25 protein-coding genes are annotated in these 25,916 nt (G+C 66.0%); 7 read left to right on the top strand and 18 right to left on the bottom strand.

Going from position 1 to position 25,916, the window contains the following annotated elements:
* Positions 1-141 precede the first annotated feature (141 nt).
* A complete protein-coding gene (arsC, locus tag H7841_09130) occupies positions 142-483 on the top strand; it encodes an arsenate reductase (glutaredoxin) (protein ID MEO5337042.1) in 342 nt (113 codons plus the stop codon).
* Between the two features lie 5 nt (positions 484-488).
* Here arsC and H7841_09125 read toward each other — a convergent pair whose 3' ends face one another.
* The 3 genes from H7841_09125 to H7841_09115 form a co-directional block, all read right to left on the bottom strand.
* A complete protein-coding gene (locus H7841_09125; protein MEO5337041.1) occupies positions 489-2,633 on the bottom strand; it encodes a methyl-accepting chemotaxis protein in 2,145 nt (714 codons plus the stop codon).
* A gap of 82 nt (positions 2,634-2,715) precedes the next feature.
* Positions 2,716-3,351, bottom strand: a complete 636-nt coding sequence (locus tag H7841_09120) for a chemoreceptor glutamine deamidase CheD (protein ID MEO5337040.1) — start codon at positions 3,349-3,351, stop codon at positions 2,716-2,718.
* On the bottom strand, positions 3,348-4,520 hold the full coding sequence (locus H7841_09115; GenBank protein ID MEO5337039.1) for a pentapeptide repeat-containing protein: 1,173 nt from the start codon (positions 4,518-4,520) through the stop codon (positions 3,348-3,350). The genes H7841_09120 and H7841_09115 overlap by 4 nt, the downstream gene beginning before the upstream one ends.
* Before the next feature lie 166 nt (positions 4,521-4,686).
* On the opposite strand from H7841_09115, the gene H7841_09110 reads away from it, so the two are divergent.
* Positions 4,687-5,112 (top strand): hypothetical protein, encoded by a 426-nt coding sequence (locus H7841_09110; protein MEO5337038.1) that lies wholly within the window; start codon positions 4,687-4,689, stop codon positions 5,110-5,112.
* Here H7841_09110 and H7841_09105 read toward each other — a convergent pair whose 3' ends face one another.
* The 9 genes from H7841_09105 to H7841_09065 all read right to left on the bottom strand — a co-directional run bounded on the left by H7841_09105 (position 5,113) and on the right by H7841_09065 (position 14,585).
* The gene (locus H7841_09105; protein ID MEO5337037.1) at positions 5,113-5,949 is read right to left on the bottom strand and encodes a division plane positioning ATPase MipZ; all 837 of its coding nucleotides are present in this window, start codon (positions 5,947-5,949) and stop codon (positions 5,113-5,115) included.
* 4 nt (positions 5,950-5,953) lie between these two features.
* Entirely contained in the window at positions 5,954-6,343 is a 390-nt protein-coding gene (locus H7841_09100) for a response regulator (protein MEO5337036.1), read from the bottom strand.
* Positions 6,344-6,414: 71 nt separating this feature from the next.
* A complete protein-coding gene (locus H7841_09095) occupies positions 6,415-7,473 on the bottom strand; it encodes a chemotaxis response regulator protein-glutamate methylesterase (protein ID MEO5337035.1) in 1,059 nt (352 codons plus the stop codon).
* 81 nt (positions 7,474-7,554) lie between these two features.
* The gene (locus H7841_09090; GenBank protein ID MEO5337034.1) at positions 7,555-8,412 is read right to left on the bottom strand and encodes a protein-glutamate O-methyltransferase; all 858 of its coding nucleotides are present in this window, start codon (positions 8,410-8,412) and stop codon (positions 7,555-7,557) included.
* Positions 8,413-8,414: 2 nt separating this feature from the next.
* Positions 8,415-11,144 carry a nitrate- and nitrite sensing domain-containing protein gene (locus tag H7841_09085; protein MEO5337033.1) on the bottom strand — a complete coding sequence of 910 codons (2,730 nt, stop codon included), beginning with the start codon at positions 11,142-11,144 and terminating at the stop codon, positions 8,415-8,417.
* 23 nt (positions 11,145-11,167) lie between these two features.
* Positions 11,168-11,716: a chemotaxis protein CheW gene (locus tag H7841_09080; GenBank protein MEO5337032.1), complete on the bottom strand. Its 549-nt coding sequence runs from the start codon at positions 11,714-11,716 to the stop codon at positions 11,168-11,170.
* A 3-nt stretch (positions 11,717-11,719) separates the two neighbouring features.
* Positions 11,720-13,903, bottom strand: a complete 2,184-nt coding sequence (locus tag H7841_09075; GenBank protein ID MEO5337031.1) for a chemotaxis protein CheA — start codon at positions 13,901-13,903, stop codon at positions 11,720-11,722.
* Positions 13,904-13,914: 11 nt separating this feature from the next.
* On the bottom strand, positions 13,915-14,280 hold the full coding sequence (locus H7841_09070; GenBank protein ID MEO5337030.1) for a response regulator: 366 nt from the start codon (positions 14,278-14,280) through the stop codon (positions 13,915-13,917).
* Entirely contained in the window at positions 14,280-14,585 is a 306-nt protein-coding gene (locus H7841_09065; protein ID MEO5337029.1) for an STAS domain-containing protein, read from the bottom strand. Before H7841_09065 ends, H7841_09070 begins: the two co-directional genes overlap by 1 nt.
* 296 nt (positions 14,586-14,881) lie before the next feature.
* Between H7841_09065 and H7841_09060 the strand changes: the two genes are divergently transcribed.
* The 3 genes from H7841_09060 to H7841_09050 all read left to right on the top strand — a co-directional run bounded on the left by H7841_09060 (position 14,882) and on the right by H7841_09050 (position 17,416).
* The gene (locus H7841_09060) at positions 14,882-15,451 is read left to right on the top strand and encodes a response regulator (GenBank protein ID MEO5337028.1); all 570 of its coding nucleotides are present in this window, start codon (positions 14,882-14,884) and stop codon (positions 15,449-15,451) included.
* A 52-nt stretch (positions 15,452-15,503) separates the two neighbouring features.
* The gene (locus H7841_09055; GenBank protein MEO5337027.1) at positions 15,504-16,889 is read left to right on the top strand and encodes a methyl-accepting chemotaxis protein; all 1,386 of its coding nucleotides are present in this window, start codon (positions 15,504-15,506) and stop codon (positions 16,887-16,889) included.
* 134 nt (positions 16,890-17,023) lie between these two features.
* On the top strand, positions 17,024-17,416 hold the full coding sequence (locus H7841_09050) for a hypothetical protein (protein ID MEO5337026.1): 393 nt from the start codon (positions 17,024-17,026) through the stop codon (positions 17,414-17,416).
* A 7-nt stretch (positions 17,417-17,423) separates the two neighbouring features.
* Here the strand turns inward: H7841_09050 and H7841_09045 are convergent, their stop codons facing one another.
* The 3 genes from H7841_09045 to H7841_09035 all read right to left on the bottom strand — a co-directional run bounded on the left by H7841_09045 (position 17,424) and on the right by H7841_09035 (position 20,055).
* Positions 17,424-19,097 carry a methyl-accepting chemotaxis protein gene (locus H7841_09045; GenBank protein MEO5337025.1) on the bottom strand — a complete coding sequence of 558 codons (1,674 nt, stop codon included), beginning with the start codon at positions 19,095-19,097 and terminating at the stop codon, positions 17,424-17,426.
* Positions 19,075-19,599, bottom strand: a complete 525-nt coding sequence (locus tag H7841_09040) for a PAS domain-containing protein (protein MEO5337024.1) — start codon at positions 19,597-19,599, stop codon at positions 19,075-19,077. The genes H7841_09045 and H7841_09040 overlap by 23 nt, the downstream gene beginning before the upstream one ends.
* Before the next feature lie 132 nt (positions 19,600-19,731).
* Positions 19,732-20,055 (bottom strand): metalloregulator ArsR/SmtB family transcription factor, encoded by a 324-nt coding sequence (locus H7841_09035; protein ID MEO5337023.1) that lies wholly within the window; start codon positions 20,053-20,055, stop codon positions 19,732-19,734.
* 288 nt (positions 20,056-20,343) lie between these two features.
* Here H7841_09035 and H7841_09030 point away from each other — a divergent pair, with 288 nt between their 5' ends.
* Entirely contained in the window at positions 20,344-20,751 is a 408-nt protein-coding gene (locus H7841_09030) for a hypothetical protein (protein MEO5337022.1), read from the top strand.
* Between the two features lie 41 nt (positions 20,752-20,792).
* Entirely contained in the window at positions 20,793-21,725 is a 933-nt protein-coding gene (locus H7841_09025; GenBank protein ID MEO5337021.1) for an exopolyphosphatase, read from the top strand.
* On the opposite strand, the gene H7841_09020 is transcribed toward H7841_09025, so the two are convergent.
* Genes H7841_09020 through H7841_09010 form a run of 3 tightly spaced genes read right to left on the bottom strand, consistent with a single transcriptional unit; the run spans position 21,726 to position 25,914 of the window.
* Positions 21,726-22,049: a heavy metal-binding domain-containing protein gene (locus H7841_09020; protein ID MEO5337020.1), complete on the bottom strand. Its 324-nt coding sequence runs from the start codon at positions 22,047-22,049 to the stop codon at positions 21,726-21,728.
* A gap of 54 nt (positions 22,050-22,103) precedes the next feature.
* Positions 22,104-22,811 carry a cytochrome c gene (locus H7841_09015; protein ID MEO5337019.1) on the bottom strand — a complete coding sequence of 236 codons (708 nt, stop codon included), beginning with the start codon at positions 22,809-22,811 and terminating at the stop codon, positions 22,104-22,106.
* Position 22,812: 1 nt separating this feature from the next.
* The gene (locus H7841_09010) at positions 22,813-25,914 is read right to left on the bottom strand and encodes an efflux RND transporter permease subunit (protein MEO5337018.1); all 3,102 of its coding nucleotides are present in this window, start codon (positions 25,912-25,914) and stop codon (positions 22,813-22,815) included.
* Positions 25,915-25,916 lie beyond the last annotated feature (2 nt).

The raw sequence follows: 25,916 nt of genomic DNA, 5'->3' as shown, positions 1-25,916 counted from the left end.
CCTGGGCCCCTGGCGGGCGGCGGACAAGCGGGCGGCCCTGCGCGACCGGGACCTGGCCGCCCTGGCACGGGCCGGCTTTTCCTTCGACACCGCCCGGCGTATCGTCGACGCCGCCACCCCCGACGACCTGGAGCAAGAAGCATGACCGTCACCATCTATCACAACCCCCGCTGTTCCAAATCCCGCCAGACCCTGGACCTGCTGCGCGGCCGGGGGATCGAGCCGCAGGTGGTCGAATACCTGGACCGCCCGCCGACGGCGGCCGAGTTGAAGGAACTGCTGGACAAGCTGGGCCTGACGCCCCGCCAGTTGCTGCGCGCCAAGGAAGCCAAGGAGGAAGGCCTGAACGATCCCGCCCTGTCCGACGAGGCCCTGATCGCCGCCATGGCCGCCCATCCGCGCACCATCGAGCGGCCCATCGTGGTCAAGGGCAAGCGGGCGGCGCTGGGCCGCCCGCCCGAGAAGGTGCTGGAGATCCTGTAACCGGTTCAGGACGCCCGGATCTGGGCCAGGAAGCCATCCACCTTGCCGCGCAGGGTCTCGGACTGGTGGGATAGTTCCTGGGCGGCGTTCAGGATTTGGCTGGAGGCCTCCCCGGTCTCGCCGGCCGCCTGGGTGACGCCGCCGATGTTGGACGAGACCTCCCGCGTGCCGACCGATGCCTGTTCCACGTTGCGGGCGATTTCCTGGGTGGCCGCGCCCTGTTCCTCCACTGCCGCTGCGATGGCCGAGGCGATCTCGTTGATCTGGCCGATGATCTTGCCGATGCCGGCGATGGCATCGACCGCCTCGTGGGTAGCGGCCTGGATGCCGCCGATCTGGGCGCCGATCTCCTCGGTCGCCTTGGCGGTCTGGTTGGCCAGGTTCTTCACCTCGGAAGCCACGACGGCGAAGCCCTTGCCGGCTTCGCCGGCCCGGGCCGCCTCGATGGTGGCGTTGAGCGCCAACAGGTTGGTCTGTTCGGCCACGTCGGAAATCAGGGAGACCACCTCACCGATCTTCTTGGCCGCCGCGACCAGGCCCTGGACCTTGGCGTTGGCGGCATCCACCTCGCTCACAGCCTGCCCGGCGATGCGGGTGGACTGGCTCACTTGGCGGCCGATCTCGTGGATCGAACTGGACAGTTCCTCCGCCGCGGCGGAAACCGTCTGCACGTTGGTCGAGGCCTGCTCGGCGGCCGCGGCCACGGTGGTGGCCTGCTTGCTGGTTTCTTCCGCCGTCGCCGACAGGGCGGTGGCGGAAGACTGCAACTGGGTCGCCGCCGAGGACACGCCCTGCACCACGCCGCCCACGCTGGCCTGGAAGTCGTCGGCCATGCGGCGCATCAGGGCCTTCTTTTCCTCCTCGGCGCGCTTCTTGGCGGCTTCCTGCTCAGCCTCCATGTCGCGCACCCTGAGCGCGTTGTCCTTGAAGATCTGTACGGCGGCGGCCATCTCGCCGATCTCGTCCTTGCGGCCGCGCGCCGGCACTTCCACCGTCAAATCGCGGTTGGCCAGCCGGTTCATGGCGCCGACCATGGCCCCGATGGGCCGGGTCAGCCCCAGGGCGAGGGCGAAGCCGATGGCACCGACGATCACCACCACGACCAGGACGGCGACGATCAGGTCGTTGCGCATGGCGCCGATGGGCTTGTCCACTTCCTCCATGTCGATCTTGGCGATCATGCCCCATTTGGCGCCAAGGAATTCGAAGGGGGAATAGGCAATCAGATTTTCCTTGCCGCGATAGTCGTTGGCGACAAGGGTGCCTTCCTCGCCGCGTGCCACCCGCCGCACGGCCTCGGTATCCAGCTTCTTCTTGAGGATGGTGGATTCCTTGAGAAAGCGGGAATCGCTGCGCATCAGGTAGTCCTGGCCGACCAGGAAGGTCTCGCCGGTTTCGCCCATGGCCGCCGTGTTCAGCATGACCTTGTTGATGTTGGCGGTCGGCATCTGGAAGACCAGGATGCCGTGCCGCTTGCCTTCGTGATCGAAGATGGGGGCGGCGATGAAGCTGGCCGGCGCGCCGTCGCTAGGCGCATAGGGGGCGAAATCGGTGAAGGCGGCGAAGCCCTTCTTGAAGTTGGCATCGACGGCCTTCATGGCCTTGGCGAGGTCGCTATCCTTCCATTTACCCTTCACGAGATCCGTCGCGAAATCCGGTTCCTTGAAGACCGAATAGACGACCTTGCCCTCGTGGGTGAGAAGGAAGAGGTCGTAATAACCTCGCGCCTCAACCACCGAACGCAACCAGGGATGGTATTTGGCATGGGCTTGGCTATACTTTCCGCCATCCTTGGCAGCGTCCATCTTGTGCTTTTCGCCAGCTTTGTTGGGATTGTCGGAGATGTAGAGTTTCTGCAGCGTTTCCTCGACCTTGTCGCCCATTTCATCCCAGCCGGCCTCGAATTCCTCCAGGCCGTCGATCATCATGTGGTTCTCGGCCAGCAGAAGGACGTCGGCCTTGATCGAGTCCAGGTAGTTGCCGAGTTCGGAGCGCCGCGCCTGGCTTACCGCCTTCAGCTTGTCGAAGGCTGCGGACTCGAGGGCGTCCTCGGACGCATGAAAGGCCACGATGCCCGTCACCACGGCGGTCAGCAACGCAAGCGACACGAATCCCAACGGCAATTTGGCGGAAATCTTCAGATCGAACATGGCATACCCCCTACGGACAACGCCCCTGCAAAAGCCTATCAGAAGCGAATGGTGATGGCACCTGTGGATATTCCTTATCCCCTTAGTCGAAAAGCTCGATGGAACCCGCGGCGGGCGAGGGACGCAGCCGAACCTGATGGGCGGTCTCGCGCTCGAAGACCCGGTTGGCGACGACTTCGGCGATTTCCTTCATGCGTACCAGGCCGGAGGCGGGAAAGTACTGGATCTTGCGAGGCAGGGTGCCACGTAGGTGGCGGCTGCCGATGGCCAGACCTTCGTTGGTCAGGTAGCCTTCGATGAAGTCGGCGTTGCGATGTCCGACGGCCGACGACGACCGGATCACATTGGCACCGCCGAACACCTTGACCTCCAGGCGCTCGCGCCGGCCGCCGCGGGACAGAATGCCGTTGATCAACTGTTCCATGGAGTAGCTGCCGTAGCGCAATTCCACGCCCGCGCCGCCGCCATCGGCTCCGCCCGCGTCGGGCAGCAGGAAATGGTTCATCCCCCCGACCCCGGCGATGGGATCGCGAATGCAGGCGGCGATGCAGGACCCGAGGACCGTGGACAGCATCTCCCCCGGCCGGGCGGTGATGTAGAAATCGCCCTGGAAGACGGAGACCACGGTAACCTTGAGCACCGGATCGAAATAGCGACGCCGGGTGTCGTCGATGTCGTCCGCGGCGATGACGCGTGCCGTCGCTGCCGGCTTCATCATTCCCCCTGCCCCCCCTTGGCGTCGGCCGGAAGGCCTACGGCTCCCTCCAGATTGGCGTCCGCCAGGTTGGCGTCGGTCAGGTCGACCGGCCGTTCCAGGATGCTGGCCCCCTCGGCGACCCGGCCCGAACGCAGATCGGCGTCTCCGAGGTCGGCTCCGGTCAGGTCGGCGCCCCGGAGAATCGCGCCGCGCAAGTCGGCCCCGCGCAGCACGGCCCCCGTCAGGTTGCATCCGGTCAGATCGGCCAGGACCAGTTTGCATTTGGTCAGTTCGGCGCCGCGCAGATCGGCTTGGCGCAAGATGGCCCCGGACAGGTTCCTTCCCGCCAGATCGACGAAACTGAGGTCCGCCCGATCCAGGACCAGGGCCCGCCCCCCCTGGTCGGCCAGCCAGGCGCGGTGGTCGACCAGCAGCGCCGCCAGATCGCGGGGCCGGCGGTCGATGGGCTCCGGGATGGTCGCCCCTTCCAGGACCGCTCCGGCCAGGTCGGCGCCATCGACCACGGCGGTGGACAGGTCGACGCCGGCCAGATTGGCGCCGCGCATCGTCGCGCCATCGAGGTTGGCACCATCCAGCACGGCGCCCCGGAGGTCGCAGTTTTCCAGGTTGGCGCCGCCTAGCTCGACGTTGGCCAAATTGGCGTGGGCGAGAACGGCACCCTCCATTTCGGCATCGGCCAGGGACGCGTTCTCCAGGTTGGCGGAATCGAGGCTGGCGCCCGTGAAATCGGCGGAAGCCGCGTCAACCCCGGCCAAGTCGGCGCCGTCCAAGGTGGCGCCGCGCAAGTCCTGTCGGAGAACCTGGGGCGGGGCATCGGCGCCGCCGCCCAGGCTGAGCCCGCGGCGCATGTTGGCGCCCTTGAGGTTGGCGACGGAAAGGTTCGCATCGCGCAACACGGCGCCACGCAGATCGGCGTTTTCCAGATCGGCTCCGGCGAGGTCGGCTCCAGCCAGGTTGGCGCCGAACAGGTCGGCCCCGCCAAGCTTGGCGGCGCGCAGGTCGCATCTGGCGAGATTGGCTCCGGCCAGTTTGGCGCGTTCCAGGGCGGCCCCGGCCAAGGGTAGGCCGCCCAGATCCTGTCCGGACAAATCCGCACGACGGCCGCCGGGACTTCCCAGCGTCCACAGCCGATGCAAATAAAGCACCTCCTGGACTTGCCAGCGTTCCATCGCGATTTTCCGTCGGCCCTGCTTTTTCCGTTCCGGCTAGACGGAACGGGGCTCCCCAGCCACAAGTATGTTCACCATACTCGAAGATTCGCCAACTTCCTAGACTTGCTCTAGACAGGCCGGGTATGCTGGAGGCGGGGATCGGACGTAACGGTAGAAGTCCACCATGAAGCCAACCTTGGAACGATGGCTCGCCCTGGGCGAGGTGATGGTTGCCGGCCTGGAGGCGGCGGAAGCGGAAATCGTCGCCGTGGCCGCCGAACAGGAACGGTGCGCCCAGACCATCGGGACGCACCTGCGAGGGGAGGAAGGCCACTTTCCCGAGGTGATCGGGGCCCTGCAGAGCGAGGATCTGATCCGCCAGCACCAGGAACAGGTCGCGATGCTCCTGGCCCGCCTGAGAAGCGCCGTCGTCGATCTGGCAGCCATGACGCCGGCCGCGGGGTCGGATGCGGATCTGCGCGACCGAATCGCGGCCGGCCTGCTGGACGGACTACCCCTCGAAGCCATGCGCCAGCGCTTGGCCGCCCGCCTGCGTGGCACGGACCCGGCCACCCCTTCGGCCGCCGTTCCCGACGTCGAGCTGTTCTGATCAGATCATATCCAGCTTGCCCTCCAGGCGCGGCAGCCAGAGGGCTTCGACCAGTTGGCGCACTTCCTGGCGGGCTGCGACGTGTGACATGGTGAGCGGGATGCCGGTGCCCGGTTCGCGCAGGTCCAGCACCGTCAGCCCGGCAAGGAAAAGCTGGCGGAAGACGATACGTTCGCCGAATCCGCGCACCATGCGGAAGCCCAGGGTCTTGGACAGGCTTTCCAGCGTGGCGAGGACGCGCCGCTTGTTGTGGTCGTTGAGCGCCGACAAGCGGTTGCGCAGCAGTATCCAGTCGCACCCCCGCCGCCAGCCCCCCAGGCGGGCGCGGCGCTGCTCCAGGATCATCGCCGCATAGACTCCCGGCCGTTCGAGGGCCAGCGTGGTGGGATGCAATTCGACCAACAGGTCCAGGTCGACCAGGCTGTCGTTGATCGGCGTGATCAGGGTATCGGCGAAGGTATGGGCGAAGCGGGCCAGCGGCACGTCGTTGCCTGGGCAATCCACCACCAGGAAGGGGCAGGTGCGGCCCAGTTCCTCGACCGTGGCGGCAAGGCGGTCTTCTTCGTCGCGGGCGGCGTCCTGAATGCTGTCGAGGGTGCTGCGGATCACCAGGCGGTGTTCGGGTCGCGGCAGGCGAACGGGGTTTTCTTCCATCCAGCGCGACCGGTTCTCGACGTAGCGGGTCAAGGTGCGCTGGCGGGGATCGAGATCGATGGTCCCCACCGGATAACCCATGCGCATCAAGGCTACCGCCAAATGCATCGCCGCCGTGGTCTTGCCGGCCCCGCCCTTTTCGTTGCCGACCACGACGATATGGGTGCCGGCCGGTCCGACCATGGGACTATTCGAGCTTGCCGATGACGGCTTCCATCTTCTTCTTCAGGGTTTCGACGTTGAAGGGCTTGACCACGTAGTTGTTGACGCCGGCCTGGATGGCCTCGCGGACCTTTTCCTGGTCCTTCTGCCCCGTCGACATGATGAAGGGCGTCTTCTTGATCAGCGGATTGGAGCGGATGGTCTTCAGCAAGGTCAGGCCGTCCATGCCGTCCATGTTCCAGTCCGAGATCACCAGATCGAACTTGTTGGCGAGCAGCGCCTGCAGCGCCTCTCCTCCGTCCTTGGCCTCGACCACGTTGCGGACGCCCAGCTGCTGCAGGCCGTAGCGGAGCAAGCCCCGCATGCTCTGCTGGTCGTCGACGATCAGGATCTTGAGATTGTGCGCTTGCGGCATGGCTGCTTCTTCCCCCAAATCGGCTCAATGCTTCCTTACTGTGAAGACCGGGAATCGATCAATTTCTTTCTTCAGCCGCCGCTGCTGTGCTTAAGGATTCCTTCGGCGATGCGGCTCAAGGGCAATTCGACCTGGACGGCGCCGATTTCCTTGGCGACCCGCGGCATCCCATAGACCAGGGCCGTGGATTCGTCCTGGCCGAGGGTCATCGCGCCGGCCTCGCGCATGGCCATCAGGCCTTCGGCCCCGTCCCGGCCCATGCCGGTGAGAATGGCGCCCACCGCGTTGGGACCGGCCTGGGCGGCCACCGACCGGAACAGCACGTCGACCGAGGGCCGGTGACCGGACACCAGCGGTCCGTCGTAGACCTTGCAGCCGTAGGTGCCGCCGGACCGGACCAGTTCCAGATGCTGGCCGCCGGGCGCGATGTAGACGTGGCCCGGCACGGCCCGTTCACCATCACGGGCTTCCGAAACCGCCAGCGCCGCCATGGAATCGAGCCGCTTGGCGAAGCTTTCGGTGAATTTCACCGGCATGTGCTGGGTAATCAGGATGGGCGGGCAGTCGGCGGGCAGGGCGCAGATCACCTCGCGTAGCGCCTCCACGCCGCCGGTCGAAGCGCCGATGGCGACGATGCGATCGGTAGTGCGGAAGCCCGGGCCGGCCGGAACGGCCAGAACCTTCGGCCGTTGCGCCGGGGAATTCAGGTCGGCGGGGACGCGCACGCGGGCACGGGCGGCCGCCTTGACCTTGGAGATGATCTCCTCCTTCTTGCCGGCCATGCCCTGCTGCATGTCGATGGTCGGCTTGCCGACGAAGTCGACGGCGCCGATTTCCAGAGCCTCGAGGGTGACCTCGGCCCCCTTCTGGGTCAGGGTGGAAACCATCACCACCGGCATCGGCCGCAATTTCATGATCTTGCGCAGGAAGCTGATGCCGTCCATGCGCGGCATCTCGACATCCAAGGTGATGACGTCCGGATTGAGTTCCTTGATCCTCTCGCGCGCGATCAAGGGATCGGAAGCGGAGCCGACGACCTCCAACTCTGGGTCTTCGCTCAGCATGGCCGTCAGCATCTGGCGGATCAACGCCGAGTCGTCGACGATCAGAACGCGTATCTTGCCAGCCATCGTGTGGTCCCCTATCGGATTGGCGAGAAGCCGAGGTTCGGCTTACCGGCCCGCCGCGATTCGATCAAGATGATTCCATTTTCAAACAGGTGCCTTGCGGTAGACGCTCCGTCCCACCAAGCGGAAGCGGTCGGTAACGTTGAACAAATTCTCGGAATGGCCGACGTAAAGAAAGCCGTGGTCGGCCAGCAACTCGGCATAGCGTCCGAACAAGGCGGTCTGGGTCGGGCGATCGAAGTAGATGACCACATTCCGGCAGAAGATGGCATCGAAGGGGCCCTTCATCGGCCAGCGGCCCAACAGATTGAGCCGCTTGAAGGCGATCAGGGAACGCAGCGAGTCCTTCATCCTGATCTTGCCGCCTTGGCTTTCCGTATAGCGCCCGCGGTAGGCTTCGGGGATGCCTTCCTGGGAATCCGCCGGGTAAAGCCCGGCCTCTCCTTTGTCCAGCATGTCGGTATCGATGTCGGTAGCCAGGATGCGGGCGTCCCAGCGGTCCAGATCGCGAAGACCTTCGCGCAGGGTCATGGCGATGGTGTAGGGCTCCTCGCCCGAGGAACAGCCGGCCGACCAGATGCGCAGCCGCCTGGGCGCCCCGCCTTCCGCCCGCCTGGCCAGGGCGGGCAGGAACTCGTCGCGCAGGTGGTCGAAGTGATGGCCTTCGCGGAAAAAGCGGGTGAGGTTGGTGGTCACCGCGTTGACGAAGAAGCCGATTTCGGCGGTTCCGTGATCGCCGGCGATCAGATCGCAATAGTCCCGGAAACTGTTCATGCCCAACTGGCGCAGGCGGCGCGCCAAACGGCCGTAGATCATGGTCCGCTTGTGCTCGCCCAGCACGATGCCGGTGCGTTGATGGACCATGTCGACGAGGAAGCGGAATTCTTCCTCGCCCAGGTGGAATTCCCGCTCGGCGACCGTGCCTCCCTTGGAAACGGCCATTCCTAGAACTCCTGCCACTCCGGATCCGCGTCGGAATCGGAATTCGCGGTGCCCTTGGCCGGGGGCCGCTTGAGTTCGGCGACAGGTGCCGGCTTGGCGGCCGGGGCCGGCTTCGGCGCCGGCTGCGGGAGGGCTGGAGCGATGGGTGGCGGTGCGAGAGCCCCGTCCAGTGCGACGTCGCCCGTCCTGAAGAAGGCGACCAGCCGCAGCAGTTCCTGCGCCTGATTGGCCAGGGACTGGGCGGCTGCCGTGCTTTCCTCGACCATGGCGGCATTCTGCTGGGTCATCTCGTCCATCTGCGAGACGGCCGTGTTGACCTCGTCCAGGCCTGTGGATTGTTCGCGGCTGGCGGCGGCGATCTCCGACACGATGTCCGCCACCTTCTTGACGCCGGTGACGATCTCTCCCAGCACGGTTCCGGCCTGGGTGACCAAGCCGACGCCCCGTCCCACCTGCTTATTGCTGGAATCGATCAGGCCCTTGATGTCCTTGGAGGCCTGACTGGTCCTTTGCGCCAGGGACCGGACCTCGGCGGCCACCACGGCGAAGCCCTTGCCGGCGTCACCGGCCCGTGCGGCCTCCACGGCCGCGTTCAGTGCCAGCAGGTTGGTCTGGAACGCGATCTCCTCGATCATGCCGACGATCTCGGTGATCTGGCGCGACGAGGCCGCGATACCGGTCACCGCCTCCACCGCGTCCTTGGCGACGGTTCCGCCTTGGTTGGCGGACTCGCGGGCCGCGACGGCCAACTGATTGGCCTGCTGGGCGTTGCCGGCATTCTGGCGCACCGTGGCCGACAGCTCTTCCATGGCGGCCGCCGTCTCTTCCAGGCTGGAAGCCTGGTGCTCGGTCCGCTGGGCCAGATCGGCGGTGCCCTCCGAGATCTCGGCGGCGGCGGTCTGCACCGCCGAGGTGGCCTCGATGATCCGCGTGGCGATACCGGCCAGGCGTTCGGCCATCTGCGCCGAGTCCTCCTGCAGGCGAAGGAAGGCGCCCTGGTAGTCGCCGGCCATGCGTTGGGTCAGGTCGCCCTCGGCCATGGCGTGAAATACGGCGATCACCGATTCCAGGCCCTTTTCGACCGTATCGGCCAGTTGGTTGACGCCTTGCGCCAGACGGGCCATGAAGCCGCTCTGATCGGCCAGGTCGATGCGGCGGCTGAAGTCTCCGGCGGCGGCCGCGTCCACCAGGTCGGACACCTCCTTCTCGATCGCCAGTTGATGGGTCATGTCGACGACCTCGACGACCGTGCCGACTCTTTCTCCGCGGCCCACTTCCACCGGATTGGCGACGGCGTCGAAGGTGCGCTCGCCCATCTCGAAGCGGCTGCGGTGCTCGCCGCGGAGACCGCGCAAGGCTTGGCGGCCGAGGGTGGGATCGGTATGGCACGAGTCGAAGTCGCAGCCCACCAAGCCGCCGGTCGGGAATCCTGGACGGGCGGCGCCCAGGGCCGCGCCGTTCTCCGAGGCGTGGCGCTGCGCCGCCCGATTGGCGTAGCTGATCCGGTGCTCCGGATCGATCAGGACGACCATGGAGGAAACCACGTCGAGCGCCGCCTGGACTCGGGCCGCGCGGGCGCCGGTCTCGTGGATCTGGGAAAGCGCGCGGGCCATGTCGCCGATTTCGTCGCCGCGGTCGGCGGCCGGGATGTCCACGGTCTCGCCGGCGGCCAGACGGTCCATGACGCCGACCATGGTGTTGATCGGCCCGGTCAGACCGCGCAGGATCGCCATCACCAGGGCGACGGTCCCGATCATGATCGCCACGGCCAAACCGCCGAAGCCATAGACGTGCCGTTCGGCGGCGTCGTGCAGTTCCTCTGTCCGTCGGTTGATGTCGCCGGCGAGACGGTCCTCGATCTTCTTCAGCAGTTCGATGCGCGTGGTCGTCACCTCGAACCAGCGAGCGGGATCGACACTGCCCGTATGGCCGTTGTCCGGGCTTTCCATGGCGATCTTACGCAGGCGGTCGATTTCGGCGATGGCGGGATCGCGCAGGGTTTCCTCGAAGAAGCCCTTCTGGCCGGCGTTGGCGAATTCGGCGAAAACGGCGAAATAGGCCTTCTGGGCCGCCACCAGGCTGATGAATTGGCGGTGCGCCGCGGGCCCGAAGAAGCCGCCGGTGAACCCCGCCGTTCCCACGGCCCGTTCCTGGCCCGCCGCTTCCTTGCCCTGCAGGATCGCCACATAGGCGGCGATCTGGCTGCTGACCCGCGCGTCCATGCTGAGATGGGCAAGGCCGCCGACGATGTGCAGCAGACGGTCGACGAGGGTGGTGTAATAGCCGGTCCCCTCGGGAACCGGGATCGTGCCGTCCAGAATCGCACCGCGCCGGTCGGCCATGGCGCCGAACAGGGAGTCGACGGTCTTGAAGGTTTCGGAAAGGCCGCCGTCCGCGGTCGCCTTGAGCGGCCCGGCGGCCTTGGCGAAGGCTGCCAGGGCCTTGTCGGTGGCCTGTCGCTGGGCTGTCAGCTTGTCCTTGAATTTCGCGGCGCCCCCGGGTCCCAGGTAGCCCGCCGTCAAGCCGCGTTCCTTCTGCAGTTCGTGCACCAGGCCGCCCAGGGCGGGGGCGATATCGATGACCTCGTGCAGTTCCTCGATCGCGTCGTGCTGGCTGAGCTTCTCCGCCACCAGGATGCCGGAGAACGAAGCCATGCCCAGCAGCGGCGCCAGCACCAGCACGCCCAACCGGTGCCGGAGCCGAAATCCGGAACGGCTCTTGGCAGCATTCATATCGCCCCCCAATTCTCGGTCCTTCAGGTTCCCGGGGACGGCAGGCTCTCCGCCCCCTTGGTCGCAGTGCCGGCAACCGCCAGCGTCGTGTCGAACAGCTTGTCGAGTTGGATCAAGGCCACCATGTGGTCTTGCACCGTGATCAGGCCGCTCAGGAAGGCTCCGTCCACCGTCAGTTCCATGTCGGGAACCGGGCGGACATCGTGTTCGGTCACGGTCAGAATGTCGGAGACCGTATCGACCAGGATGCCGATGGTGCGCCCGCCGATACCCACCACGATGACCACGTGGGTCTTGCTGGCGTCGGTGGCCCCCATGCCGAAGCGGGCCCGCAGGTCATAGATCGGCACGATGGTGCCCCGGAGGTTGATGACGCCCCGCACGTATTTGGGCGTATTCGGCAAGAGCGTGGTTTCCGCCCAGGCGCGGATCTCGCGCACCGCCATGATGTCGACGCCGTATTCCTCGTCGCCGATGGTGAAGGTGATGAGCTGGACGGTGGGGCCGACCGGCTTTTCCTCCTTCCGGGTCGGCATGCCGGCCGAAGGGAATTCGTTGGCGAGGTCCATCATGGCTCAAGCCTCCAGGGTCTCGACGTGTTCGATGCGGGTGCGCTCATGGCGCATGTGGACGGCCGTCAGGCGATCCGCCATGACCTTGAGTCCGACCACGTCGAGAATGAGGGCCACGCGACCGCTGCCCAGGATGGTGGCGGCCGCGACTCCCTCGACGGGATCGAAATTGTCTTCCAGGCTCTTGATGACGACTTGCTGTTGGCCGAGGATCTCGTCGACCACCAGGCCAACCCGATGGTCGCCTTCGGTCTCCACCATGACCACCAGGGCACGGCTGGGGTCCCGTTCGGCATCGCGGATGTTGAACAGGCGGTGCAAGGGAATGAGCTGCACGTAGTCGCCGCGGATCGACAGGACATCGTTGCCGTTGACCATGCGATGCAATTCGGCCGGCTTGGGCCGCAGGCTTTCGATGATATTGGCCAGCGGCAGGACGTAGGAGTGGGACCCCGCCCGCACGATCATGCCGTCCATCACCGCGAGAGTCAGCGGCAGGGTGAGCAGGAAGGTCGATCCGTGGCCGGGCCGCGAGCGAACGATCACCCGTCCGCCCAGGTTCTGGATATTGCGGCGGACCACATCCATCCCGACACCGCGTCCCGAGACGCTGGTCACCTGCTCGGCGGTCGAGAACCCGGGCAGAAAGATCAGATTGTCGATTTCCTCCTCGGTCAGTTGCACGCCCGGCGATACGAGTCCGCGTTCCACGGCTTTTTTCAGCACCTTGTCGCGCGGGATGCCCTGGCCGTCGTCGTCGATCTCGATGACGATACGTCCGCCCCGGTGGTCAGCGGAAAGATGGATCGTGCCTTCTCCGGGCTTGCCCGCGGCGATGCGCCTTTCCGGCGTTTCGATGCCATGGTCGACGGCATTGCGGATCATATGGGTGAGCGGATCGCCCAACTGCTCGATCACCGTCTTGTCGATTTCGGTGTTCTCGCCGCTGGTCACAAGCCTCACCTTCTTGCCGCAGGCCAGGGCGGTCTCGCGCACCAGACGGGGAATGCGCTGGAACACCGACTTCACCGGCTGGGCGCGGATCGCCATCACGCTTTCCTGCAGATCGCGGGTGTGGTGCGACAATTCCTCGATGCCGCGCATCAGTTCCGGATGTTCCTCGGTGGCGAGGCCTCCCGACTGCTGGATCAGCATGGCCTGGGTAATCACCAATTCGCCAACCATGTTGACCAAGCGATCGACCTTGTCCAGGTCGACGCGGATGGAACTCGCCCGGGCGGCACCGGCCGGGCCTGCCGGGCCGGTGCCTGCATGTTCCACTTCCGGATGCGGCGGGGGCGGGGCGGGGCGGGGCGGGGGCGCTTCGCGGCGCAGGCCTTCCGGAGCGGCCGGAGGGGCCGGGACGACGACCACTTCCTCGGCTGCCGGTGGTTCCGAATCGCCGACCGCCTCGATGGTCAGGTCGCAATCGCCGGCGGCGAATTCGAAGACTTCCTCGACGTCCGCCTTGTCGCGGGATGTCTCCAACTCGATGGTCCAGCCGATATAGGCCGCTTCGGGGTCCAGGTCGTCGAGGGCCGGCAGACGGCCCAGGTCGGGAACCGGCCGGATCGCCCCCAGGGTCTTCAACTCGCGGATCAGCAAAAGCGGCTCGTTGGCACGGCGCAGCAACTCGGTGTGTGGCGTGAACAGGATGCGATAGGTAGTGAAGGCCGTCTTCGCCGCGGGCTCGGGCTCGGGTTCGGGCGCCGCGGACGGCGCAGGGGCACCGGTTTCGTCGGCTGGAACGGGAGTGAAGTCGATCTCGTCGAAGTCCTGGCCCAGTTCGCCGGAATCGGCGCCGCCGCCCGCCAGGGCCTTGAGGGCGGCCAGCACGTCCGCGCCATGATCGGCCGGCATGGGAGAACCCGACTGGGCGGCGCGCACCAAGTCGGCCAACACGTCGCCGCCCCGAATGCAGACCCTCACCACTTCCTCGGACGGCGCCAGGCGCCCGTCGCGCATCAGATCCAGAGTGGTTTCGAAGGTATGGGCGAAGGCGACCAACTGCTCGAAACCGAAGGCTCCCGCGCCGCCCTTGATGGAATGGATGGCGCGGAAGGCGGCGTGCAGGGTTTCGGCTTCCGTGTTGCCGTCCTGCATGGTCATGAGGTGCTGTTCCAGATCGGAAAGCAGTTCCTCGCATTCCTGGAAATATGTCTGCTTGAATTGTGCCAGTTCGTCCACGGCCCGCTCCCTCAGGGACTGACCTTGGCGATCACGGCGAGCAGTTTCGCCGGATCGAAGGGCTTGACGATCCATCCCGTCGCGCCGGCTTGGCGCGCCTGGGCCTTCTTCTCGTCCGAGGTTTCGGTGGTCAGCACCAGGATCGGCGTCGCCTTGCAGTGCGGCAAGCGGCGTGCCTCGCGGATGAAGGTAATGCCGTCCATCACCGGCATGTTGATGTCGGTGATGATGACGTCGAAGCCATCGGCCCGCGCCGCCTCCAGTCCCTTCTGGCCGTCGACCGCCTGGACGAATTCGAACCCGGCGCGGCCCAGAGTGAAGGCCAGCATGTCGCGGATGGTCTTCGAATCGTCGATGGTCAGGACGCGCTTGACCATCATTCCACCTTCCACTTCATGATGACCGGAAACAGACCCAGGTCGTCGAAAGCGGAAATGAAGGCATCGGTCGGCCCGACGATTCTGAAGGCGATGCCTCCCTTCTCCATGGCGGCCGTCGCGGCCAGCAGGACCTGTATGCAGGGCGTCGACAGCCGTTCCACATCGGCGGCGGCGATGGTCACCTCGACTCCCCGTCCGATGGCCTGTTCCAGGATGCCCTTGAATGGCCCCGCCGCCCGCAGGTCCATGACCGGCAGAAGATCGATTCGGCATCCCGTTCCACTGTCCGAGAGAGCGAACAAGTCCACACGCCTCCGGCTGCCAAGCCCACCCGCGCCCTGCGCCAGCCAGCCGGACCCCGGATCCCTTCCCCATGCCCCAGCCACGCCGGCCGACAGGCGCGATTCGGCGTTTTGTATAACACAGATGAAGTTTGGAAGCACAACACTTTGGGTTGGGAATCCACGGACTCCCTGTTTCATCGCACTCTGTTGCTTGCTACTCCGGGGCCCTCTCCCTACAATCCGGCAAGGGAAGGGTCTGGGCGGGCGTATACGCCGGGATCGGGGTCGACAAGAATCTTTGGGATAGCGACGGGATGGCCAAACTCCCCGCCTACGTGCTGGAAAAGTTGCGCTTCCTGATTATCGATGACGATCCCCACATGCGGGACCTCGTGGCCAATATCTTGCGCTCCATTGGCGTCAACCTGATATCCGAAGCCGCCGACGGCGCCGATGCGCTGGTCGTCATGAGGGCCACCCCGCCCGACATCGTGATCTGCGACTGGATGATGGCGCCGGTGGACGGGATCGAGTTCGTGCGCATCCTGCGTACCGCCCCCGACAGCCCCAATGCCTTCGTTCCGGTCATCATGCTGAGCGGATTCACCGAACTGCACCGGGTGATGGAAGCCCGCGATGCGGGGGTTACCGAATTCCTTGCCAAGCCGGTGTCGGCGACCACACTCTATGGCCGGATTTGTTCGGTGATCGAAAAGCCCCGCCAGTTCGTGCAGGCTGCCCGCTATCGGGGACCGGATCGTCGCCGCCGCCGCGATCCGTTCCAGGCCGGCGTGGCGCGGCGGCAGGAGGACCAGACGGTGGCGGAAGAAAGCGGTGTCCAGATCTCGCAAGACGAGATCGACAAGATGCTGGCCGAGATGTAAGCCGCGGAAATGCGTCGGAAAAGTCGATGAGAACGTCGCCAGGGAGAGACCAATGGATACGATGCCGATCGACAACGAGACGGAAACCGTCGGTTCCGATGGCGGAAACCTGATTGCCGAGGGATGGGTTCCGCCGTCGCGGATCGCGGAACTGGAAGCCACCATCGCGATGATCGGCGAGGGACGCCTGCTGGACGTCCCCAAGGGCACCTGCCGCCTGTCGGAGGCCTTGCGGAAGCTGGCCGGGACCTTGGGGCGCGAGTACTCCCGCACCTTGAAGCGAATGGTGTCGCTGTCCACGGAGACCAACGACGGCGTGGTCGCCGCCGTGGAAATGCTGCGTGGCGTCCGCCAAGCCGCCACGCGCAGCCAGACCATCGCCGCGGCCGCGGAGGAACTCGTCGCCTCGGTACACGAGATCGCCACCAACAGCAACGCCGTGGCCAAGGAGGCCGGGGAGGTGCAAGGCGCCATTCGCGGTGGCCTCGCGGCGGCGCACCGGGCGGTGGAGAACATGAGCGACGTCAGCCAGGCGGTGGACGTGGCCGGGGCCCGGGTGCACAAGTTGGCGGAGGCTTCGGCCGATATAGGCAAGATCCTGGGCATGATCGAGGAAATCGCCTTCCAGACCGATATCCTGGCGCTCAACGCCTCGGTCGAGGCGGCCAGGGCGGGCGATGCCGGCAAGGGCTTCGCCGTGGTGGCCAACGAAGTGAAGCGGCTGGCCGGCCAGACCAAGGAAGCGACCGTCGAGATTTCCCGGCGCGTCCATGACCTGCGCACCGAGATGGACGGCATCGTGCGATCCATGGGCGAGGTGCGCAGCGTGGTCATCCAGGGTCGGCAGGCCATCGACGAGACCAGCGGCAGCATGACCGCGGTATCCGGCCGCGCCGACCAGGTGGCCGACCGCATGCACGACGTGGCGGCCATCCTTGAACAGCAGCAGGCGGCGGTGAGCGAGGTGGCGCAGGGTATCGGCGTCATCGCCGACATGACCGATCATACCGAGGGGCAGATCCGCAACACCCTGGACACTCTGGACCGATCCGGGGCCAAGATCACCGAGCAGTTGGACCAACTGGCGACCTGCGCCCTGCCGAGGAAGCTGATCCATCTCGCGAAGTCGGACCACGTGTTGTGGAAGAAGCGCATCGCCTCCATGCTCGCCGGCCGCCTCAAGCTCAAGAGCGAGGAGTTGGCCGACCACCACCAATGCCGCTTCGGAAAGTGGTATGATCATGTTACTGAGCCCGAAATGCGCGAGCATCCCGCGTTCCGCGCCATGATCGCCCCCCACGAGGCGGTGCATGCCCACGGCAAGAGAGCGGTGGAGATGTTCAATTCCGGCGACCTGGACGGTGCGGTGGCCGAACTGCACGAGGTCGAGACGTCCTCGGCAGAAGTCTTGCGCCTGCTGAACGAATTGGCGCCGTGAGGGGCGGCATCCGGCGGCAAGCCGTTGCCCGTTCCCACATCTTGCGGACGTTCTTGCCGTCCCCCACCATTCCTGGTTGACAGCGATTCGGCCAGGGGGCAGCATGACCTCGCGATTCGCGCTGGGGAGGGACGATGTTCGCGAGGTCGGCCGAACCGGATGGCAAGGCGCTATGGCTGGTCTGGCAGAGGGCGGCGTCGGGCTATCACCACCACGTCATGACCATGGACACCGCCAGTCCCGAGGTGCGGGGCGTGGGCGGCGTCTACTTGATCTGGCATCTTGGCAGTCCGCCCGAATGGATCGCCATCGGCGACGCCGAGGACATCGGCGCCACGCTTGACCGGCTGCGGTCCGATCCCGCCTTCGCCGCTCTGGACCCCAGCGGCGGTCTCTATGCGACCTGGGTGGAACTGGATGGCCAGAGCCGGAGCGGCGTGGTGCGCTACCTGTCCGACCTGCTGCGGCCCGCCCTGGGCGGACGGACGGCCTCGGCCTCGCCCATCCCGGTCAACATCCCGCATTGAATTCGGATTAGAACTCTTCCCACTCGTCGTCGGTCTTGGCGACGGAAGCGGCGGCCGGCTTGGCGGCTGCGGCGGCCGGTTTGGCGGGAGGCAAGGGCGCGGCCGCCTTTTTCGGCGGCGCGGCAAGGACCGGCTTGGGAGCCGGGGCCGGGGTTGAAGCCGCGCCGACATGATCGGCGTCGAAGAACGCCACCATGCGAACCAGTTCCTCGGCTTGATGCTTGAGGGATTCGGCCGAGGCCGATGTCTCCTCGACCAATGCCGCGTTGCGCTGGGTCATGTCGTCCATCTGGCTCATGGCTTGGTTGATCTCGTCCAGCCCGATGGCTTGTTCACGGCTTGCCGACGCAATCTCGGCCACGATGTCGGTCACCTTCTTCACCTGAACGACGATGTCGCCCAGCTTGCGGCCGACGCCGTTCACCAGGTCCACGCCCTGCTTGACCTGATGGTTGCTGGCCAGGATCAGGTCCTTGATCTCGCGCGATGCCTGGCTGGTCCGTTGGGCCAGGGAACGCACCTCCGTGGCCACCACGGCGAAGCCCTTGCCGGCGTCGCCCGCCCGCGCCGCCTCGACGGCGGCGTTCAGGGCCAGAAGGTTGGTCTGGAAGGCGATCTCGTCGATCATGCTGACGATCTCGGAAATCTTGTCCGAGGATTCCTCGATGGTCCGCATGGCCTCGACGGAATCCTTCATGACGGAGCCGCTTTCGTCGGCGGTCGCCCGTGCGGCCAAGGCCAACTGGTTGGCCTGTTGGGAATTTTCGGCATTCTGGCGCACGGTGGCCGAAAGTTCTTCCATAGCCGAGGCCGTCTTCTCCAGGCTGGCCGCCTGCTGCTCGGTGCGCGCCGCGAGGTCGCGGCTGGCGGCGGAAATCTCGGCGGCGCCGTTTTCCACCTCGGTGGTGGTGGCGATGATCGTCCGCAGAACCCCGTTCAGGCGATCCGTCATCGCATTGGAGTCGTCCTTCAGATGGGCGAAGGCGCCCTGGTAATCGCCGTCCATGCGCCGAGTCAGATTGCCCTCGGCCAAGGCCTCGATGACCCGCACCACTTCGTCGAGTCCCGACTGGACGGTGCCGGCCATGCGGTTGATTCCCTCGCTCAGACTCAGCATGAAGCCGGCCTTGCCCTGAGTGGGAATACGTTGGGTGAAGTCTCCGGCCGCGGCCGCGCTGACCAAGCCTTCCACTTCGGTCTCGATGGCCTGCTGTTCCTTTTGGCGAGCCGCCAAACCGTCGAGCACCGCATTGATGGTCTCCGACGACCGGCCGAAGGCGCCCAACATGCCGGTCGGGATGATGCGGCGATGGTATTTATGCCGGCTGACCGCCTCCATGGCGGCGGTGGCCTCGCGCACGTAGGCGTCGGTCTGGTCGACCATCTCGTTGAAGGCCCACATCATCTCCCCCAACTCGCCGCCCTCGCGGATGTCGGTGATGCGCGCCTCGAAATCGCCGCGCGCCACGGCCCGGCAAGCCTCGCTAGCCTTGGCGATGTCCGCTGCGACCCGATTGAGAAAGACGAGCGTGCCGCCGGCCAGGAGCATTGCACCCGCCCCCAAGGCGGCCAGGGGCGTCGACAGCCCGCCGATCAGCACCCCTGCGACGACCAGCGCTGCCACGAGCGCGGCGGAGACGCCGGCCAGTATCTGGGCCTTAAAGAGAGAAGATCCACTCATCGTAGGTGATTCCGTTGCTGGTCAAGAGGTCGACCACCGCGCCGAACGAGGCGGCTATGCCTTCCTTGCGGTCGGCATGGGAAGTCTCCACGTCGAGCAGGGTGCGGTAGAGAGGAACGATGGCGCCTTCGACGATCCGGCGGTCGGGAACGCGGCGGCTGGAATGGTACCCGACCATGGTACCGGAAACGTCGTAGCTGGGCGTGACGTGGGCGAATACCCAATAGTGATCGCCGTTTCGTGCGCGGTTGATCACATAGGCGAAGATTTCCTGACCCGATTCGATGGTATCCCACAGCAGCTTGAAAACGCATCGGGGCATGGCGGGATGGCGCACGATGCTGTGGGGCTCTCCCAGCAATTCCTGCTCCGAGTAGCCGGCCACGTTCTGGAAAACCCGGTTGGCGTAGGTGATTCGCCCCTTGAGATCCGTCTTGCTGACGATGATCTCGTCCTTGTTGAAGAAGCGCTCCACTCCGGACAGAAACACCTCTTTCCCCATGGTCTCCCCCCTGGTATCAAGCCGCGAAAAGCCGACGCGACGGGGCCAGCCTTACCCCCATGCGGCGGCTTGTCAAGCTTTTGAACCGTTCAAGGGTTGGACCCCCGACAATCGGCCGGAGATGCTGGCGCCTCAGGCGGCTTCCGGTATCGAAGCCGATTCTCCGGCGCAGAAGACTTTGTAGAGCGCCTCGAGAATCGCCTGCACCTCCGGACCGTCGACGGAATAGTAGACGGTCTGGGCCGAACGCCGGCTCTTCACCAAACCTTGAGCCCGCAGAATGGACAGGTGCTGCGAGACCGCCGACTGCCCGATGCCCGACGCGCCGGCCAGCCAGCCGACCGACTTCTCTCCCTTCGCCAGATGGCAAAGAATGGCGAGACGGTGGGTGTTGCTCATGGCCCGCAAGAGGTCGGCGGCGTCCTGGGCGCGGCATTCCAGCCGATCGTAAACCATATCCATGTGCGATATCCTTCTTTTGGCGCGGCCCGAGCCGGGGCCACGCATGCATATCTTCATAAATACGTATAGGAAGCGATTTCCGTGGTTTCAAGTGGAAATTTTCTTTCTACATTTTATATACTGTGATAAATAGCCGGCTCCATCGCTTCTCCGTGCAATGCCTGCAAGGCTCCTTACCTCGGTCGCGGGGCCGCCCCGGAAAAACCCACGTTACGCAAGAATATCATCGTCTTCGCGATGGATTTCGGTTATAGCGGACGGGTGAGAAGGAGGAAGCTTCCCATGGCGAGCCGTTTGCCGGCTGTCTTGGCGGGTGTCTTGTTCGCGGCGCAAGGGGCGTTGGCGGCCGAGTCGGCTGCGCTCGACGTCGCGGCGGTGCGTTCGCTGCTGGGTGGCAACACCCTGGATGCCGTGACGGCCTTGAAGCGCTTCGAGGGGCAGCCCTTCCGACTCCACCTCAGGGCTGACGGAACGCTGGTCATCGTCAACTTCGATGGCCGGCAGGATGGCGGCACCTGGGAAGTCACGGCCGATGGGCAATACTGCAGCCAGTATGCACAGACCCGAAAGGGAATGCGGAAGTGCTTCCAGGTGCGGGATGCCGGCCATGGGCGTTTCGAGATGCGCACGCCGGAGGGGGAGCTTTCGTCCACGTTCACCGTGCGCAAGGGCAATCCGGACGGCCTTTGAATGGGGACGTCGAGGATCTGGGATGGGATCGCGATAGGCACATGAGCGAAAAGAAGTACCGCTTGGTCACCCGCGCCGATTTCGATGGTATCGTCTGCGGCAGCCTTCTCATGGAACTGAACCTCGTGAACGAGGTTTTGTTCGCCGAGCCCAAGAACATGCAGGACGGGGTCGTGCCGGTGGACGGCGGCGACATCACCGCCAACCTGCCCTACTGTGCCGCCGTGCACCTCTGCTTCGATCACCACGTCAGCGAACTGACGCGGGTGGGCGACAACCACAACCACGTCATCAAGCCCAATTCGCCATCCACCGCAAGGGTGATCTACGACTACTACGGCGGGCACGAAGGTTTCCCGTTGATCTCGCGCGAGATGATGGATGCCGTCGACCAGGCCGATTCCGCCCAGTACACCGAGGAAGACATCCTGGCCCCCACCGGCTGGACGCTGCTCAACTTCATCATGGACCCGCGCACGGGTCTGGCACGCTTCAAGAATTTCCGCGTCCCCAACGATGAAATGATGCGCGACCTGATGATCTACTGCCAGCGCCACTCGGTGAAGGAAATCCTGGAACTTCCGGACATCGTCGAGCGCATCCACACCTACATCGAACACGACGAACCGTCGGAGCACCAACTCCGCCGCTGCTCCAGGGTCGAAGGCCAAGTCGTGGTCACCGACCTGCGCAAGGAAAAGGTCATCTACGCCTGCAACCGCTTCATGGTCTACGCCCTGAACCCGGCGACCAAGGTCTCCATCCAGGTGACCCGCGAGGAAAACGACGGGCCGCGCACCATCCTGGCGGTGGGCAGGTCGATCCTCGACCGGTCCTCGAAGACCAACATCGGCCCCCTGATGCTGGAATACGGCGGCGGCGGCCATGCCGGCGCCGGCACCTGCCGGGTGCCGCACGCCGAGGCCGACCGGGTGCTGGCCGAACTGGTCCAGCGCATCAACGCCGACGGCTGATCAGCCCAGCTTCACCGCGGTACCGTTGACCACGACCATCAGCATCGACTTCTGGTCGCCGCCGATGGTCTCGTAGTCCAGGTCCACGGCGACGATGGCGTCCGCGCCCAGGTCGCGGGCTTGCTCGGCCATGGCGTCCATGGCCATGTCGCGGGCGTTGCGCAGTTCCTTCTCGTAAGATCCGGACCGCCCGCCGACGATGTCGCGGATGCCGGCGAACAGGTCGCGGAAGACATTGGTGCCCATCACCGCCTCGCCGGTGACGACACCCAGGTAAGCGGTGACGCGGCGCCCTTCGACCCCGTCGGTGGTGGTAATCAGCATGTCGGCCTCCCTTGCTTCGATGGCCTCCAGTCTATGCCGCCGGGGAGCCCCGCTTCAATGCCCCGCATGGCCGCCGGCGCCGGTCATGGCTGGCGTCGGCGCGATGCCGTTGACCGCCTGCACGGCCCGGATATAGGCCACCAACGCCTTGTCCTGGCCGGGCTTGACGCCCTCGGGCTTCGGCATGTCGCCGAATTTCCAGTGGTGGCTCTTGGCCCCGACGTTGATCGCCGCCACCATCATGGCATCGTCGTGATGACCGGGGGCGTAGAAGGGATGCAGCAGCGGCGGGCCGTTGTCGGTGCCGCGCAGACTGGTGCCATGGCAGGCGGCACAGATCTGGTCGAACACCGCCTTGCCGGCCTGCGTCGCCGGCCCCAGGGCGGGCATCGCCAGTTGCGGCTGCTCGAAGCGAGCGGCCACCGCCTGGCCCTCGACGACCAGGGTCACCACGGCGGCCAGACGCTCGGCCGCCTTGACGTCGGCATCGGCTTTCAAGAACTCCTTGTCGGGCGCCAGGGCCAGGTCGAGCCGCCGCCCGCCGGCCAGCAAGGTCGCCTTGCCGGCCAGCCGGGCAGGCGGCACCGCCACGTCCGAATGATCGCGCAGCCAGACCCGGATGCCGCCGTCGCGCACCGCGAATTCGATGCGCCAGGCATTGCCCACCTCGACGACCTGACCGCCGTAGGCGGGGGCCATGGGGCCATGGGCCTGCGCCTGTCCGGCCAGCAGCAGCGCGGCCGCAATCGCGAACTTCCTCATGTCATTTCTCCTTGCCTTGCGAGAGGGATAGGGCCGCCTTGCGGCCGGCCCACAGAAACAGGACAGGCGTCACCAGGCTGTCCAACAGGGTCGAGGACAGCAGGCCGCCGAAGATCACCACCGCCACCGGGTGGAGGATCTCCTTGCCCGGCGCGCCCCCCGCCATCACCAGGGGCAGCAGGGCCAGTGCCGCCACCAACGCGGTCATCAGCACCGGCGTCAGGCGTTCGAGGGAGCCCCGGATCACCATCGCGGGGCCGAAGGACTCGCCTTCGCGGGCCATCAGGTTGAGGTAGTGGGACACCTTGAGGATACCGTTGCGCGCCGCGATGCCGGTCAGGGTGACGAAGCCAACCAGGGTGGCGACGCTGAGCGTCTGGTCGGTCAGCCAGACGGCGGCGACGCTGCCCACCAGCGCCATGGGCACGTTGGCCATGACCACCAGGGCCAAGGCCGCGGAGCGGAAATGGCCGTAGAGGACCACGAAGACGCCACCCAGCGAGACCAGGGCCAGCAGACCGATCAGACGGCTGGCCTCCTGCTGGCTGCGAAACTGGCCCTCGTAGGCGAGGAAGGTGCCCTGCGGCAGCGCCAAGCCGGCCAGGCGCGCCTGGACATCCGCCACGGCGCCGCCCATGTCACGACCCTGGGTATTGGCCAAAACCACGATACGGCGACGCAGGTCGTCGCGGTTGATGATGTTGGGGCCCTTGGTTTCCACCACCTCGGCCAGCAGCGCCAGGGGCACCTTGCCGGACGGCGTGTCCACCAGGATTTGGCGGAAGTCGGCCGTGCGGGCCCGCCAGTCATCGGCTAAGCGCAGAACCACGTCGAAGGTCCGCTCCCCATCGCGGACCTGGGACACCACGCGGCCCTGCAATGCAGCTTCCAAGGTTTCGGTCAACTGGTCCAGGGTGAGGCCGAACTTGCGAGCCTCCGCGCGGTCCAGGCGCAATTGTAGCTGCGGGATCAGCACCTGCTTTTCCACCTGCAGGTCGACGATGCCGGGCACTTCGGCCATGCGGCGGCGAACCTCCTCGGCCAAGCCGCGCAAGACATCCAGGTCGTCGCCGAAGATCTTGACCGCGATCTCGGCCCGCACCCCCGACAGCAGATGATCGAGACGATGCGAGATGGGCTGGCCGATATTGGCCGAAACGCCGGGAAGCCGCGCCAACTGCCCGCGCAGGTCGGCCAGGATGGCCTGCCGGCCGCGCGCCGACGGCTTCAGGTCCACGTCGATCTCGCTGTAGTGGACGCCTTCGGCGTGCTCGTCCAGCTCGGCCCGCCCGGTGCGCCGCCCCGTCGAGGCGACTTCGGGAACGCCAAGCAACAGAGTCTCGGCGATGGTGCCGATGCGATTCGATTCCGACAGCGAGGTCCCGGGCGGCAGCAGGACGTTGACCGTCACCGTGCCTTCGTTGAAGGCCGGCAGGAAGGCGCGGCCCAGGAAGGGGACCGAGGCCGCCGCCGCGACCGCCAGCAGCACCGCGGGACCGATCGCCAGCACCGGATTGGCGAAGGACCACTGCAGCAGCCGGCGGTCTCCCGCCTTGAGCCCGCGCACCAGCCAGGAATCGCCGTGGGCCACGGCGCGGGCCTTGGGCAACAGGTAATAGGCGAGCACCGGCGTAACGGTCAGCGACACCAGCAGCGAGGCCAGGATGGACACCACGTAGGCGATGCCCAGCGGGGTGAACAGCCGGCCTTCGATGCCCGACAGGGCGAACAGCGGCAGGAACACCAGCACCACGATCGCGGTGGCGTAGACGATGGAGTTGCGCACCTCGGAAGACGCCGCCCGCACCACGTCGCAGGCCGGACGGGGACTGGGCAGGCGGGCGTTCTCGCGCAGGCGGCGGAGGATGTTCTCCACGTCGACCACCGCGTCGTCGACCAGTTCGCCGATGGCCACCGCCAGCCCGCCCAGGGTCATGGTGTTGATGGTCAGACCCAAGGCCTGGAAGACCAGGGCGGTGGCCACTATCGACAAGGGAATGGCGGTCAGGCTGATGAAGGTGGTACGCAGGTTGAGCAGGAAGGCGAACAGAACCAGGGTCACCAGGATGGCGCCGTCCCCGAGGGCTTCCAAGACGTTGGCGACGGCGCGTTCGATGAAGTCGGCCTGGCGGAACAGGATGCGGTCCGCCGTCACGTCGGGCGGCAGCGCCGGCTTCAACTCCTCCAGTGCCGCTTCCACCGCCCGGGTCAGGGCGATGGTATCGGCGCCCGGCTGCTTTTGCACCGCGAGGATTACCGCCGGATTGCCGTTCACCGCGGCATCGCCGCGCTTGACCGCCGCGCCCAGGCGGACTTCAGCCACCTGGCCCACGGTGACGGAGGCCTCGCCGTGCCAAGCGATCACCGTGTCGCGCAGATCCTCGATGCGGGTGGTCTGGCCGATATTGCGGATCAGGAATTCGCTGGACCGCTGTTCCAGGAAGCCGCCCGTGCTGTTGCGGGCGAATCCGGCCAGGCCCTTTTCCAGGTCGGCGTAGGACAGCCCCAGGGCCGACAGGCGGGCCGGCGAGACCAGAACCTGATACTGGCGCACCTCGCCGCCGATGGGGATCACCTGGGCGATGCCGGGAATGGACAAAAGGCGTGGCCGCACCAGCCAGTCGGCCAAGGTTCGGACTTCCATGGATGGGGTGGATCCGGATTCCGAGCGCATGCCGACCAGCAGGATCTCGCCCATGATCGAACTGACCGGCCCCATGACGGGCAGGATGCCCGCCGGCAGGCGTTCCCTGACGGTCGCCAGGCGTTCGGCGACCAGTTGGCGGTTGCGATAGATGTCGGTGCCCCAGTCGAACTCGACGAAGACGATGGACAGCCCGACGCCGGAACTGGACCGCACCCGCATCACGCCGGGGGCGCCGTTCATGGCGGTTTCGACCGGCCGGGTGACCAGGGCCTCCACCTCCTCGGGGGCCAGACCGCGCGCCTCCGTCATCACGGTCACCGTGGCCCGGTTCAGATCGGGAAAGACGTCGACCGGCAGGCGTTGCAGGGCGAAGCCGCCATAGGCCAGGAGAGCGCAGGCGACGGCCAGGACGAACAGCCGGTTCCGTAGCGAGAATTCGATGATACGGTCGAACATGG

The sequence above is a fragment of the Magnetospirillum sp. WYHS-4 genome (assembly GCA_039908345.1).
Classification (GTDB): Bacteria; Pseudomonadota; Alphaproteobacteria; order Rhodospirillales; family GLO-3; genus JAMOBD01.
Note: the sequence above shows the minus strand (reverse complement) of the source record. Positions and strands in the feature narration are given on the sequence as shown.